The sequence below is a fragment of the Kitasatospora purpeofusca genome (genome assembly GCF_042691725.1).
Taxonomy (GTDB): Bacteria; Actinomycetota; Actinomycetes; order Streptomycetales; family Streptomycetaceae; genus Kitasatospora; species Kitasatospora purpeofusca_B.
This window is the reverse complement of sequence record NZ_CP170483.1, coordinates 8,822,402-8,838,256: the sequence shown is the minus strand read 5'-3', so window position 1 is coordinate 8,838,256 and position 15,855 is coordinate 8,822,402. Positions and strand designations below refer to the sequence as shown.

Annotated in this window: 3 protein-coding genes; all 3 read left to right on the top strand. The window is 75.6% G+C overall.

Annotated elements, in window-relative coordinates; translation table 11 throughout:
* Positions 1–137 precede the first annotated feature (137 nt).
* From ACFCLZ_RS37795 to ACFCLZ_RS37785, 3 genes are read left to right on the top strand one after another with little or no spacing between them, the layout of a single operon-like run.
* Positions 138–362, top strand: a complete 225-nt coding sequence (locus ACFCLZ_RS37795) for a DUF5988 family protein (RefSeq protein WP_380282450.1) — start codon at positions 138–140, stop codon at positions 360–362.
* Positions 259–13,515, top strand: a complete 13,257-nt coding sequence (locus tag ACFCLZ_RS37790) for a type I polyketide synthase (RefSeq protein ID WP_380282449.1) — start codon at positions 259–261, stop codon at positions 13,513–13,515. Before ACFCLZ_RS37795 ends, ACFCLZ_RS37790 begins: the two co-directional genes overlap by 104 nt.
* On the top strand, positions 13,512–15,782 hold the full coding sequence (locus ACFCLZ_RS37785; protein ID WP_380282448.1) for a zinc-binding dehydrogenase: 2,271 nt from the start codon (positions 13,512–13,514) through the stop codon (positions 15,780–15,782). Before ACFCLZ_RS37790 ends, ACFCLZ_RS37785 begins: the two co-directional genes overlap by 4 nt.
* Positions 15,783–15,855 lie beyond the last annotated feature (73 nt).

Here is a 15,855-nt window from a genome sequence, read left to right as displayed (position 1 = left end):
TGTTCTACTGAAATAAATCAAGAACCGTGATGAATCCGGGCGACGGTCCGCTGATTCAGCTCACGAGCGCACGAACATCATTTTCCCGCTTCTTCGACGACTGGGGATGAGCGGGCATGTCTGCAAGAATTTTCGTAGTGGATTCCTCGGGATCGGAACGGGCGGTCGTCCTGGAAGGCGCGGACGACAGCCTGCCTGCGGCCGTGACCGAGGCGGAGGAACCCGTCCTCAATGGTTCCCAGGTGCTGGTGACCCGGCGTGGACAGCACCAGCACTTCGAGCGCAGTGGCGGGACCGAGTACGTCGACGGCCAACTGCTGCCGGTCTACCGCTGGAGCTACAGCACGGCGATCGCCGAGTAGGACGCCGGCGCCGCGTTCGAACCCGCGCGGCCGTTCCCCGGAACGGAACCGGAAACGGAAACGGAACCGAGAGGACGAAGAGTCCGTGGACGAGAGCATTGCAGTCGTCGGAATGGGCTGCCGATTCCCCTCTGCGCCCGACCTCCGGTCCTACTGGTCAGTCCTGCGGAGCGGCGTCAGCGTGATCGCCCCGCCGCCCGGCGGCCCCCTGCCCGGTGTGACCTCCCGGCCGGCCGCCGGTGGGTTCATCGCGGGCCCGGAGCAGTTCGACGCCGACTTCTTCGGAATCTCTCCGAAGGAGGCGGCCGCGCTCGACCCCCAGCAGCGCCTGGCCCTGGAGGTGGCCTGGGAGAGCCTCGAAGACGCCGCGATCCGGCCGGCCGCCCTGGCCGAGCGCGGCACCGGTGTCTTCTTCGGCGCGATGCGCGACGACTACGCGGTGGTGACGCGGCGCCGGGGGCCGGCGGGCTACGACCTGCACACGTTCACCGGACTGCAGCGCAGCATGATCGCCAACCGGGTGTCCTACACCCTCCGGTTCGGCGGCCCCAGCATGACCGTCGACACCGGCCAGTCCTCCTCGCTGGTCGCGCTCCACCTCGCCTGCGAGTCCATCCTGCGCGGGGAGACGGACGCGGCGCTGGCCGGCGGTGTGAACCTGCTGCTCGACCGGGACGGGGCAGCCGGAGCCGGGTTGTTCGGCGCCCTCTCCCCCGACGGCCGCTGCCGTCCGCTGGACGAGGCCGCCAACGGCTTCGTTCCCGGCGAGGGCGTCGGGGTCGTGCTGCTCAAGCCGCTGTCGGCCGCGCTCGCGGACGGGGACCGGATCTACTGCGTCGTCCGGGGCAGCGGGGTGAACAACGACGGCGGCGGCCCGGGTCTGACGCATCCCAGCGTCGTCGCGCAGAAGGAACTGCTGCGCCGGGTGAACGGTCGCGCGGGCACCCTGGGGGCCGTCCACTACGTGGAACTCCACGCCACCGGAACGCCGGCCGGCGACTCGGTGGAGGCCGCGGCCGTCGGCGGCACACTGGGCGCGGCCCGCGACGGCGGCGACGCCGTGGTGGTCGGCTCGGTCAAGGCGGCCATCGGCCATCTGGAGGCCGCGGCCGGGATCGCGGGGTTCATCAAGGCGGTGCTCTCCGTGTGGCACCGCGCCGTGGTCCCCCAGCCGAACTACCGGGCGCCCTCGCGGCGGATCCGGTTGGACGAGCTGAACCTGCGGGTCCCCCGGGAGTTCGAGGACTGGTCGGGGCAGGACGCGCCGATGGTCGCGGCGGTCGACTCCTTCGGCCTCGGCGGCACCAACTGCCACGTCGTGCTCGCGCCGGCCCCTCCCGTCACCGCTCCGGAGCCCCGCACGGAGGACGACCGGGGCGGGCACGTCCACGTGATCTCGGCACGGAGCCGCGAGGCACTGCGGGCACAGGCCCGCGCGCTGCTCGGCCTGGTCACCCCCGCGGCGCGGGTCGTGGAGGAGCCCCCGTCCCCGGAGGCGGGTGAGGCCACCGGCCGGTTCGGCGCCCCGGCGGAGGGGCCGTCCGGTGAACCGCCGCAGCTGCTCGACCTGGCGTACTCGCTCGCGACCACGCGAACGGCTTTCGAGTGGCGGGCGGGCGTCGTCGCGCGGGACCGGGCCGAACTGTGCGAGGGGCTCGCGCGGCTCGCGGAAGGGTCCCCCTCCCCCGGTCTCCATCAGGGGAGGGTGTGCGACCGCCCGGGCACCGCCTTCCTCTTCGCCGGTCAGGGCACCCAGCGGCCCGGGATGGGACGCGACCTCTACCGGTCCCGACCCGTCTTCGCCGAGGCGTTCGACGAGGTGGCCGAGGCCCTGGGCCCCTACCTCCCCCGTCCACTGGCGTCCGTGGTGTTCGCCGACCCGGGCACCGACGGGGCCGCCTTATTGGACGACACCGCCTACACCCAGCCCGCGCTGTTCGCCCTGGAGGTCGCGCTCCACCGGATGCTGACGGCGTGGGGAGTCCGCCCCGACGCCCTGGCCGGCCATTCGGTGGGCGAACTCGCCGCCGCACAGGTGGCGGGTGTGTTCTCGCTGCCGGACGCCGCGCTGCTCGTGGCGAGGCGCGGGCAGTTGATGAGCGGCCTGCCCACGGGGGCGATGGCCGCCGTCGAAGGGACCGAGGAGGAGGTCGCGCCGCTGCTGGCGGAGCACGGCGGACGCGTCTCGCTCGCCGCGGTGAACGGTCCCCGGGCCGTGGTGGTGTCGGGCGAGCCGGACGATGTGCGCGCCGTGGCCGCGGAGTTCAAGCGCCGTGGAGCCCGCACCCGGGTCCTGCGGGTCGCCCGGGGCTTCCACTCCCCTCAGGTGGACGCCGTGCTGGCCGACTTCGCCGCCGTCGCGAACTCCCTCACCTACTGGCCCCCCGATGTCCCCATCGCCTCCACCCTGACCGGGACCTGGGTCCGGCCGGAGGAGCTGACCACGGCCGGCTACTGGGTCGACCAGCTGCGCGGTACCGTGCGCTTCCTCGACGCGGTGCGCACCATCGCGCAGGGCGGAACCGGCCACTTCGTGGAACTCGGCCCGGACGCGACCCTGGCCTCGATGGCGAGTCGCTGCCTGCCCGCGCAGGACGAGCCCCACCAGAACACGATCGCCCTGCTCAGCGACACGATCAGCGAGCCGGCCGCCGTATCGGGCGCCCTGGCCGAGCTGTATCTCCACGGACTCGCGGTGGACTGGCAGGAGGTCTTCCGCCACCTGCCCGCCCGGCGCACGGCCCTGCCCACCTACGCCTTCCAACGCCGCGCCCACTGGCTGGCGCCGTCCGGCGCGGACTCCGCCGAACAGCCGACCCCTGCCGAGCAACCGACCACTGCCGGGCAGGACGGGCCTGGACGGGCCGCACCCGCCGCACCCGTCACCGAGCGGGCCGTCCTGGACCTGCTGCTCGGCCACGCCTCCGCACTGCTCGGCCACCGCCCGGGCGACCGGATCGACCCGCGCCGCTCGTTCGAGGACCTCGGCGTGAACTCGCTCACCGCCGTCCAGCTCTCCGAGGCGCTCGGTGCCGCTGTCGGACTGTCCCTGCCCGACACCCTGACCTACGACCACCCCACCCCGTTGGCCGCGGCGGCCGAGGTGACCCGGCTGCTCTCCGGCCCCGCCGAACTCGCGGACACCCAGCGGGCCGCAACCGCCCCCGCCCCGGAGCGGTCCGACGACCCGGTGGCGGTCATCGCGCTGGGATGCCGGCTGCCGGGCGGCATCACGACACCCGACGAGCTGTGGTCGCTGCTGCGAAACGGTCGGGACGCCGTCTCCGACTTCCCCCGCGACCGGGGCTGGGACCTCGACGCGCTGTTCGCCGCCGATCCGGACGCCCCCGGCACGACCTACGTGCGCCGCGCCTGCTTCCTCCAGGACGCCGCGCAGTTCGACGCCGGGCTGTTCGGCATCTCCCCGCGCGAGGCCGGTGCGATGGACCCTCAGCAGCGGCTGCTCCTGGAGACCGCGTGGGAGACCTGGGAGCGCGCCGGCCTCCCCGTCGAGTCCCTGCGGGGCAGCCCCACCGGTGTGTTCATCGGTGCGACCGCGCAGGAGTACGGTCCGCGGATGCACGAGGCCGCCGGCGAGGCGGCCGGCTACGCGCTGACCGGCACGACCCCGAGTGTGGCATCGGGCCGACTGGCCTACACCTTCGGCCTCACCGGCCCCGCGCTGACCGTCGACACCGCCTGCTCCTCCTCGCTCGTGGCCGTCCACCTCGCCTGCCGGTCGCTGGCCGCCGGCGAATGCGAACTGGCCCTGGCGGGCGGCGTCGCCGTGCTGTCGTCCCCCGGCATGTGGGTGGAGTTCTCCCGCCAGCGCGGCCTGGCGCCCGACGGGCGGTGCAAGCCCTTCGCCGCGGCCGCCGACGGGACGGCGTGGAGTGAGGGCGCCGCCCTGGTCCTGCTGGAACGCCTGTCGGCCGCCCGGCGCAACGGCCACCCCGTGCTGGCCCTGCTCCGGGGCAGCGCCGTCAACCAGGACGGCGCGAGCAGCGGCCTCAGCGCTCCCAACGGCCCGGCCCAGGAGCGGGTGATCCGCAGCGCCCTCGCCGACGCCGGCGTCAGCGCCGCCTCCGTCGACGTGGTGGAGGCGCACGGAACCGGCACGACGCTCGGCGACCCGATCGAGGCCCAGGCGCTGGGGCGGGTGTACGGGGAGGGCCGGGACGACGGGCGCCCCCTGCTGCTGGGCTCGCTCAAGTCGAACATCGGGCACTCGCAGGCGGCCGCCGGCGCCGCGGGCCTGGTGAAGACGGTGCTCGCGCTGCAGCACGAGGAACTTCCGGCCAGCCTGAACGTCGACGCGCCGTCACCGCGGGTCGACTGGCGGGACGCGCGCCTGCGCCTGCTCACGGAGAGCGTGGACTGGCCGCGCAAAGCGGCCGCCCGCCGGGCGGGCGTCTCGTCGTTCGGCATCAGCGGGACCAACGTCCACGTCATCGTGGAGGAGGCACCCGACGGCGCGGCGGAGCAGTCCACCCCGGACGGCCGCCCGGCGGCCGCGTGGGACGGCCCGGCGCTGCCGTGGACGCTCAGCGCCGGCGGCCCGGAGGCGCTGCGGGCCCAGGCCGACCGGCTGGCCCGCGCCGTGCGAAGCGGGTCGCTCCACGATCCCCGGGACGTCGGACGGTCCCTGGCGACCACCAGGAGCGCGCTGGACCACCGCGCCGCCGTGGTCGGCGATTCCCCCAACGCGCTGCTGGCGGGCCTGGACGCCCTGGCCCGTTCGGCCCCCGGTGAGGACGACACCGAGGGGGCGGTGACGGCCGAGGCCCTTCCCGCCCACCGGACGGTGTTCGTCTTCCCCGGCCAGGGCTCCCAGTGGCCCGGGATGGCCCGCGGTCTGCTCGCCGCGTCCCCGGTCTTCCGGGCCCACGTCGAGGCGTGCGACCGCGCCCTGTCCGCGCACTGCGACTGGTCGCTGCTCTCGCTCCTGTCCCAGGACGCCCAGGCCCCCACCCTGGAACGGGACGACGTGGTGCAGCCCGCCCTGTTCGCCGTGATGACCGGACTCGCGCAGGTGTGGCGCGCGCACGGCGTCGCGCCCGACGCCGTGGTCGGACACTCCCAGGGAGAACTCGCCGCCGCCTGGGTGGCCGGCGCCCTCACCCTGGAGGACGCGCTGCTCGCCACCGTGACCCGCAGCCGACTGGTCGGAACGCTGGCCACCGGCGGCGCCATGCTCGCGCTGCGGATGCCCGCGCCGGACGTCGAGGCGCTGCTTCGCGACGGCTTTCCCGGCCTCGGCGTGGCCGTGTTCAACGGTCCCTGGTCCACCGTGGTCTCCGGCCCCCGCGAGGAGGTGGAGCGCCTCGTCGCGCGCTGCGACGACCAGGGTGTGCGCACCGCCCGGATCGCCGTCAACTACGCCTCGCACTGCGCCGACATCGACACCCTGCGCGAGCCGATGGCCCAGGCACTGGCCGGCCTCGCACCGCGGCCGGCCCGTATCCCGTTCCACTCGACCGTCACCGCCGACACCGATCCGCGGCGGCTCCTGGACGGCGCCTACTGGTACGCCAACCTTCGCCGTCCGGTGCGCTTCGAGCCCACCGTCCGGGAACTGCTCTCGGCCGGGTACGACACCTTCGTCGAGATGAGCCCGCATCCGCTGCTGGCCCTCGGGATCCAGGAGACCGCCGACAGCCAGGACCCGCCCGCCGACGTCACCGTCCTGCCCTCGCTGCACCGGGGCGCCGGGGAGCCGGGTGACCTCCTGCTGGCCCTCGCCCGGGCCTGGTGCCACGGCCTGGCCGTGGACTGGACGACGGTCTTCGGCGACGGTCGCCGGGTAGCACTGCCGACGTACGCCTTCCAGCACAGCCGCTACTGGCTCTCCCCCGACGCGGCCGGCCCGGGCGCCGACCGCCGGAGCGAGTCCGAACAGCCGCTGTGGGACGCCGTCGACCGCCAGGACGCCGCCGCCGTCGCCGCCGTCCTGGGGCTGGCCGACGAGGAGCCCGTCCGCGGCGTCGTCCCGGCCCTGGCCGCCTGGCGCAGCGCGCACCGTACCCGCGCCCGGCTGGGCGACCTGTGCTTCGCGCCCGTGTGGACACCGCTGGTCGTCCCGTCGGCGTCGGCGGCCCGCGGCAGGTGGCTGCTGGTCACCCCCGACGCGGACGCGGGGCCGTGGCCGCGGGACCTGGCGGTCGCACTCGGCTCGCCCGGTACCGAGGTCCGCACCGTGACGCTGCCGACGGGGGCCGAGCGCGCCGCGGCGGCCGGGCTGCTGCGGCCCGCGGTGGAGGAGTGGCGGCCGGACGGCATCGTCTCGTTCCTCGCGCTGCGGCCGGACGGGGCGGCCCCGGCGGGCCCGCTCGCCGACACCGCCACGCTGCTGCAGGCGCTGGACGACCTGGAGGCGCCCGCCTCCGTCTGGTGTGCGACACGCTGCGCCGTCCGCGTGGACGAGCACGACGTGGTGGTCGATCCGGGCCAGGCGGCGTTGTGGGGCTTCGGCCGGGCCGCCGCCCAGGAGTACCCGGACCGCTGGGCCGGCCTGCTCGACCTGCCCCCGGAGCCCGATGCCGAGAGCCTGCGGCGCGCCTGTGCGGCGCTGGCCCTGCCGGCGGTCGAGGACCAGGTCGCGGTGCGGTCCGGCGGAACGTACGCCCACCGTCTGCGGGAGGCCGCCGTCCCGGCGGGCCGGGGCTGGACGCCGCGGGGAACGGTCCTGATCACCGGTGGCACGGGCTTCCTGGGGGCGCAGGCCGCACGGGTCCTGGCCGCCGCCGGGGCACCGCACCTCCTGCTGCTCAGCCGGCACGGCGGCGGCACCACCGCCGCGGCCGAGCTGGTCACGGAGCTGGAAGCCCTGGGGGCCCGGGTCACCGTGGCGGCCTGCGACGTCGGTGACCGCGCCGCGCTCGCCGCCGTGCTCGCCACCGTCCCGCCGGCGTTCCCGCTGAAGGCCGTCGTCCACACGGCCGGCGCCTTCGAAACCGCCATGATCGACCATCTGACGACGGACCATCTGGACCGGGTGCTGGCCGCCAAGACCCTGGGTGCCCGGCACCTGCACGAGCTGACCGCGGGCGACGACCTCGACGCCTTCGTCCTCTACTCCTCGGTGGTCGGCGCCATCGGCATGGGCGGGCACAGCGCCTACGGTGCGGCGAACGCCTGGCTCGACGCGCTCGCCGAACAGCGCCGCGCCCGGGGCCTGCCGGCCACCTCGATCGCCTGGGGATACTTCCCCGGCGGCCTGGGGAAGGACGGCGGTGACTGGATGGCAGAGCGCGGGCTGCCGCCGCTCGACCTCGACGCGACCGGCGCCCTGCTGCCGGCCCTGGCCGCCGGATCCGATCCGCGGATCGTGCTGTCCCGCTTCGACTGGCCGACCTTCCTGTCCAACCGCGCGCCCTACCGGCCCGGCCCGTTCCTCGACGACCTGCCGGCCGTCCAACGGGCCCGGCAGGAACAGGCCGCGGGCGAGCAGCGCACCGCCGCCGGTCTGCCCGCCGACTACCCGCGGCTCCCCCGCGCGCGCCAACGGCAGGTCCTGGCCGAGCTGGTCCGCTCCACGACCGCCGCGGTCCTCGGCCACCGCGCCCCCGACGCCGTCGCCCCGAACCGGCCGTTCAAGGAACTCGGCCTGGACTCCCTGGCCGCCGTGCAGCTGCGCAACCGGCTGGCCCATGCGAGCGGTCTGCGGCTGCCGACCGGCCTGGCGTTCAGCCACCCGACCCCGGCCGACCTCGCCGACCATCTCCAGACCCTGCTCGCCGCCGAGGCCGGGCAACCGGAGGGCGGCGGGGAGCAGACCGCTGAACAGGTCGGCCGGCCCACCGGCGCCGCCCCGTCGGCCGAACCGATCGCGGTCCTCGGCATGGCCTGCCGCCTGCCCGGCGGCATCGACAGCCCCCGGGGCCTGTGGAGGCTCCTGGAGGCCGGGACGGACGCCATCTCCTCGTTCCCGGAGGACCGGGGCTGGGACCTCACCGAGCTGTACGACGCCGATCCGGCGGCGCCCGGCAAGAGCTACGTCACCGCGGGTGGCTTCCTGGAGGCCGCGGCGGACTTCGACGCCGAGTTCTTCGGCATCTCCCCCCGCGAGGCGCTGTCCATGGACCCGCAGCAGCGGCTGCTGCTCGAAACGTCGTGGGAGGCGCTGGAGCGTGCCGGGATCGACCCGGGCTCCCTGCGGGGCAGCAGCACCGGGGTGTTCGCCGGGGCCGTCTACCAGGACTACGGCGCCCGCGCCCACGAGGCACCCCAGGAGATGCAGGGCTACCTGACCACGGGCAAGCCGCTCAGCGTCATCTCCGGACGGGTCGCCTACGTCCTCGGGCTCCAGGGACCGGCCGTCTCCGTGGACACCGCCTGCTCCTCCTCCCTCGTGGCCGTGCACCTGGCCTGCCAGTCGCTGCTGCAGCGCGACAGCGCCCTCGCGCTGGCCGGCGGGGTCACGGTGATCGCCTCGCCCGGCCTGTTCATCGAGTTCTCCCGCCAGCGGGCGCTCTCGCCCGACGGACGCTGCCGGTCCTTCGCGGCGGAGGCGGACGGCACCGGGTTCGCCGAGGGCGCGGGCATGGTCGTCCTGGAGCGGCTGTCCGACGCCCGGCGTCACGGCCATCCCGTGCTCGCGGTGATCCGCTCCAGCGCCATCAACCAGGACGGCGCCAGCAACGGCCTCACCGCTCCCAACGGGGAATCGCAGCAGCGGGTGATCCGCCAGGCCCTCGCCCGGGCCGAACTGGGCGGCGGCGACATCGACCTGATCGAGGCCCACGGCACCGGAACCACCCTCGGTGACCCGATCGAGGCGGAGGCCCTGCTCGCCACCTACGGCCGCGGCCGCCCCGCCGGGCAGCCTGTGTACCTCGGCTCGCTGAAGTCCAACGTCGGCCACACCCAGGCCGCGGCAGGGGTCGCCGGCCTCATCAAGACGGTCCTGGCCCTGCGGCACGAGAGCATGCCGAAGACCCTGCACGCCACCACTGCCACCCCCCACGTCGACTGGGGCACCGGCGACGTCCGGCTCCTGACGGACGCCGTTCCCTGGCCCGGGAACGGCCGACCGCGCCGCGCCGCCGTCTCCGCCTTCGGGGTGAGCGGCACCAACGCCCACGTGATCGTCGAGCAGGCGCCGACGGCCCCGGAACCCGCCGCGCCGCCGGAACCGACCGCCCCGCCCGTCGTGGCGCCACCCGTGTGGCTTCTCAGTGCCCACACCGAGGCCGCGCTACGGGCCCAGGCCCAGCAGGTGCACGCCCACCTGCGGACCGGACCGGCGGCCTCCGCCGAGGCGGTCGGCCGGGCCCTGGCCACCACCCGTGCCCAGCTCTCGCACCGCGCGGCCATCACCGCCCCGGAACTCGACGGCTGTCTGCGGGCGCTGGGCGCGCTCGCCGACGGGAGCGCGGACCCGGACCTGGTCACCGGCACGGCCGCCGACGGCAGGACGGTGTTCGTCTTCGCCGGCCAGGGGTCCCAGTGGCCCGGCATGGCGGCCCGGCTGATCAAGGAGAGCCCCGTCTTCGCGGACGGCATCGCCGCCTGCGGCCGGGCACTGGCCCCGCACACCGACTGGTCGCTGGACGAGGTCCTGCTCCCCGGGGCCGCCGAGGCCCTGGAGCGCGTCGACGTCGTCCAGCCCGCGCTCTTCGCCGTCCAGCTCTCGCTGGCCCGGCTCTGGTCGGCCGCAGGAGCGAGGCCGAGCGCCGTCGTGGGCCACTCCCAAGGCGAGATCGCCGCCGCCTGCTTCGCCGGAGCGCTGTCCCTGGAGGACGCGGCCCTCGTCGTCGCCCTGCGCAGCAGGATGCTGACCCGGCTGTCGGGCGGCCACGGCCTCCTCGCGCTCCAGCTCTCGCACGACGAGGTGCTGCGGAGGCTGGAGCACTACCCGGGCCTGTGCGTCGCCACGGTGAACGGCCCGCGGGCCGTGGTGGTGGCCGGGCCCACCGGGTCGCTGGACGTCCTGGAGGCGGAGTGCCGGGTCGACCAGGTCCGCGCGCGGCGGATCCAGGTCGGCTACGCCGCGCACTCCCCGCAGGTCGACGAGTTGCGGACCGCCCTGACCGAGTCGCTCACGCGGGTGACCCCCGCCCCCGGCGACCTCGACTTCTACTCCTCGGTCACGGGCGCGGCCATCGCCCCGGACTCCTTGGACGCCGCCTACTGGTTCCGGAACCTGCGGGAGCCCGTCCGGTTCGACCTGGCCACCCGGGCCCTCGTCCGGGACGGCTACCGGTTCTTCGTGGAACCCAGCGTCCACCCCCTGCTGTCCGGCGCCGTCCTGGAGAGCGCCGACGCGGAGGACCGGACCGCCGTCGCCCTGCCCACCCTCCACCGCGAGGAGGGCGGCCTGCGGCACTTCACGGCCGCCGTGGCCAAGGCCCACGTCGAGGGCCTGGCCGTCGACACCGCCGCGCTCAACCCCCTCGGGACCGAAGCGCCGCCGGAGCTGCCCACCTACCCCTTCCAGCACCGGCGCTTCTGGGTCGACACCTTCCACGGCGGCACCCGGCAGGAACTGGCCGTCACCTTGAGCGCCTCCTGTGTCGACCACCCCCTGCTGGACATCGTCCTGCCGGAGCCCGAGCACGACGGCTTCGTCCTGACCGGCCGGGTGAGCCCGCAGAGCCACCCGTGGCTGCGCGACCACGCCCTCGACGGCGTGCCGCTGCTGCCCGGTACCTCCTTCGTCGACCTCGCCCTGTGCGCGGGCCGCGAGTCCGGCTGCCCGGACCTGGCCGAACTGACCCTCCTCGCCCCGCTCCAGCTCGGCGAGGAGGACGGCGCCCAGCTGCACCTCACCGTCAGCGGCGCCGACCCCTCCGGCCGACGCAACGTCACCATCCGCTCGCGTCCGCACACCGCCCTCACCGGCGAGCCCTGGACCTTGCACGCCCGCGGCGTCCTCGCCCCGTCCGCGTCTCCCCCCGGGGACGCCCTGCCCGGTCCCTGGCCTCCCGAGCACGCCGTCGAGGTGGACGTCGAGGCCTTCCACACCGCGGTCGGCCTGCGCGGCTACGGCTACGGTCCGGCGTTCCAAGGGCTGACCGGCCTGTGGCGGCGCGGCCAGGACATCTTCACCGAAGTCCGGCTCGACGAGGCACTGTTCGACGAGGACACCGCCTTCGACCTCCACCCCGCGCTCCTCGACGCCGCGCTCCAGGGCTTGCTGGTCCGCCGCAAGGCCGCGGTCGAACTCCCCTTCCACTGGAGCGGGGTCCGGCTGCACGCCAACGGGGCGGGAGCCCTGCGCACCCGGATCCGGCCCCTGGACGAGCAGAGCGTCACCGTCGACATCACCGACCCGGCCGGCCACCCGGTCGCCACGATCGACACGCTCACGATGCGGGCCGTCGGCTCGCGGACGCCGCGCCACCATCTCGGCGGCGAGGGCCTGTACCGCCTGTCCTGGAAGCCGGTGGCGCCCGCGACCGCGGCCCCCGCGCGGCGCTGCACCTGGCTGGCCGCAGACCGCCGGGCGTCCGTCGACGGCTCCGACGCCCCGGCGCTGCACCGGGCCCTGGCCGCGCTGGCCGAGGGGCCCGGCACCGACCTGGTGCTCCACCGCCTGACCACCGCCGCAGACCCGGTGCCGCACGACCTCGCCCCGGCGGTGCACGACGCCGTCCAGCGGACGCTGGCCCTGGTGCAGGGCTGGTACGCCGAGGAGCGGCTGGCCGCCACCCGCCTGGTCCTGCTCACCCACCGCGCCGTCGCCGCGCTGCCCGGTGAGGTCCCCGACCCCGTCGGCGCGGCCCTGTGGGGCCTGCTGCGGTCCGCCCAGAACGAGAACCCGGACCGGCTCACCCTGTTCGACGTCGACGACCTCGCCGAGATCACGGACCCCGGCACGGGCGGTCCGAACCCTCGGGCGCTGGCGTCGCTCCCCCTCGAGGCCGAACCCCAGCTCGCCCTGCGCGAGGGGCTGCTGTACGCGCCCCGGCTCACCCGCGCCGCCGTCCCCCCGCCGGCCCCCATGCCCTACGGCCCCGAGGGCACGGTGCTCATCACGGGCGGTACCGGAACCCTCGGCCGCCTCCTGGCCCGCCACCTGGTCACCGTGCACGGCGTACGAAGCCTGCTCCTGCTCAGCAGGGGCGGCCCGGCCGCCGCCGGCGCCGCGGAGCTGAGCGCCGAACTCGCGGACCTCGGCGCGCGGTGCACCATCGCGGCCTGCGACGCCGCCGACCGCGCCGCGCTGGAGGAGACGCTCGCCACCGAGCTCGGCGAGCGGCCGCTGAGCGCCGTCTTCCACGCCGCCGGTGTCCTGGCCGACAGCACCGTCGCCACGTTGACGCCGGACCAGGTCACGACGGTGCTCCGGTCGAAGGTCGACGGCGCCCTCAACCTCCACCGCGCCACGCTCGCGCGCGAACCCGCCGCCTTCGTGCTGTTCTCCGGGGCCGCCGGGATCTTCGGCACCCCCGGGCAGGCCCACTACGCGGCGGCCAACTCCTTCCTCGACGCCTTCGCCGAGTGCCGCCGCGGCCTGGGCCTGCCCGCGCTCTCGCTGCCGTGGGGGCTGTGGGCCGAACGCAGCGCCATGACGGGCCACCTGAACGCCACCGCGGTGCGCCGCCTGGAGCACCTGGGAATCGCCGAGCTGCCGGCCGCCCACAACCTCGCACTGCTGGACGAGGCGCAGCGTCTGGAGGAGGCGGTCGTCCTGCCGCTGCGGCTGAGCGGTGCGGCGCTGCACCATGCCGGCGGCGTTCCGCCGCTGCTGCGCGAACTGGTCCGTCCGAGGCAGCAGGCCGCCCGGGCGGAGGAGGTCACCGAGGCCGTCGAGCACACCCTCGCCGGGAAGCTCGCCGAGGCCGGGGCGCGGGAGGCGGACGTCATCCTCACCACGCTGGTCAGGAGCGAGGTGGTGCAGGTCCTCGGCCACTCGTCGGTGGAGGAGATCGAGGCCGACGCGGCGTTCGCCGACCTCGGATTCGACTCGCTCACGGCGGTGGAGCTCCGCAACCGGATCAACCGGGCCACCGGGGCGTCGCTGCCGGTCACCGCGGTGTTCGACCATCCGAGCCCCGCCGCGCTCGCGGCCCGCCTGCTGGCGGACCTGTTGCCAGGTTCCGCCGCCGAGCAGGCGGAGACGGGCACCCGACCGGAGCCGGCGTCCCACTGGGTCGACACCGCCGAGGACGCCGCGCTGTTCGCCGCGATCGACGGGATCCAGGAATGACCGACACCGCCGCACCCCGCGTCCACTTCCTCGGCGGATCCGGCGCCGCGGCGACCGGCCGCGCGCCGTCCGAGGTCCCGCTCTACCAGACCCGGTGGGAGGCCGTCCCGGATCCCGGGGTACCGGTCAGCTGGGCCCTGCTCACCCCCTCGTCGGCGCCGTCCGTCCTGGCCGAGGAGTTGCGCGCGGCTCATCCGGCCGTGCCGCGGCTGCCCTCGCAGGCACCCCCCGCCGGACCTCCGCCGGGCGTCCTGGTCGTCCCGGCCGACGGGGCGCCCCGGCAGGCGCTGGACCTGGTCCGGGAGGTCCTCGCCGCGCTGCCCGACCCTCCCGGTCCCCGTCTGGTCCTGGTGACCCGCGGCGCGATCCAGGCCCGCGCCGCGGACCCGGTGGCAGGGGCCGAGCAGAGCCTGCTGCTGCAGGCGGTGCTGGCCGCGGCCTCCGCCAGGCCCGGACGGTTCGCCCTGGTCGACCTCGACACCGGCCCCGCGTCGACCGCGGCCCTCCCCTCCTCGCTCGGCTCCGCCTTCCCCCTACTGGCCGTCCGCGTGGGTGTCCTCCTCGCGCCGAGCAGTGCCCCGGCCGCCCTGCTCCCCCTCCCCTACGGGCACGTCCGGCTGGCCCGGCCGGGGCCGCCTCCGTGGCGCCTGAGCCTGATCGGCAAGGGCACCCTGGACTGCCTGGCCCTGGACGTCTGCGACGAGGTCGGCGACCCGTTGACGGGCCGCCGGGTCCGGATCGCCGTCCAGGCGGCGGGGGTCAACTTCCGCGACGTCCTGGACACCCTCGGCCTCTACCCGGGCGACCCGGGGCCGCTGGGCGCCGAAGGCAGCGGCATCGTTCTCGAGACCGGTCCGGACGCCACCGCCGTCAAGCCCGGCGACCGGGTGATGGGCCTGCTGAGCGGCGCGTTCGGCCCGATCGCCGTGACCGACGAGCACCTGCTGGTCCCCGTGCCCGACGGGTGGCCGCCGGCCCACGCCGCCGCCGTCCCGGTGGCCTTCTCGACCGCCTCCTACGGGCTGTTCGACCTCGGCCGGCTGACGGCGCGCGACCGCGTGCTCATCCACTGCGCGACCGGCGGTGTGGGCAGTGCCGCCGTCCAACTCGCCCTCCACACGGGGGCGGAGGTGTTCGGCACGGCGAGCAGGCCCAAGCACCCGGCGCTGCGGCGGCTCGGTCTGGACGACAGCCACATCGCCGACTCCCGCACCACCGAGTTCGAGCAGCAGTTCCTGGAGGCGACCTCGGGCCGGGGCGTCGACGTCGTCCTCAACGCCCTGGCCCATGAGGCCACCGACGCGTCCCTGCGCCTGCTGCACGCGGGCGGGCGGTTCGTGGAGATGGGGAAGACCGATCCGCGCGACCCGGCCGACATCGCCCGGGACCACCCCGGTGTCGCCTACCTCCCCTTCGACCTCCGGCAGGCGGCGCAGCCGCAGCGGCTGTCGGCGATCCTGCACGACCTCCACACGCTGTTCGTCGCGCGGCAGATCCGCCCGCCCTCCGTCCACGTCTTCGACGTCCAGGACGCGCCGGCGGCCTTCCACCACATGAGCCGTGCCCGGCACGTCGGCAAGCTGGTCCTACGGATCCCCCCATCCGACGACGCGCGGGGAAGCATCCTGCTGGCCGGCCCGCTCGGCGACACGGTGCCGCTCGCCCGGCACGCCGCCACCCACGGGGCCCGGCACATCTGGCTCGTGGCACACCGCAACGACGACGACCACGGTGCGGGCCTCCTCCAGTCCCAGCTGGCCGGCCGGTCGACCGAGGTGCACCTGGTGGACGCCGACCCCTGCGACCCCGCGGAGCTGCGGCAGGCCGTCGAGGAGATCGCGGCGTCGGCGCCGCTGACGGCCGTCGTCCACACCGCGGCCGATGCCCGGCCCGCGGGAGGCGCCGAGGAGCCCTGCGCGGCCGCCGCACTGCTGCACCGGCTCACCCGCGCCCTTCCGCTGGAGGTCTTCCTCCTGGTCGCCACCGCCCGGCCGGACAGTGCGCCCGATCCCGACCAGGGCCACTGCCTCCTCGCGGCCCTGGTCAGGCACCGGTACGCGCTGGGCCTGGCCGCCACCCTGATCGTGCTGCCCGCGGAGTCCGGGCCCGGACGGTCCGCGGCCCTCGTCCAGTTCCTCGACACCGCCCGGCACACGGACACGCCCGTCCTGGTCTCGGCCCCGTTGGCCCGGCCGGACGGGGTGCCGGCCGACCCCGAGGCCGTCCCGCCGCCGGCCGACCACACCGACGGGCACCGTCCGACGTGACACACCCTTCCGGCGCCGGACCAGCAAGTCCACCGGCCCGCTCACCGGGTCGGCCGGAGCCGCCACTCACGAG

Coding starts and splice junctions, on each gene's coding strand:
- ACFCLZ_RS37785 (WP_380282448.1), top strand. CDS start 13,512: ATGACCGACACCGCCGCACCCCGCGTCCACTTCCTCGGCGGATCCGGC.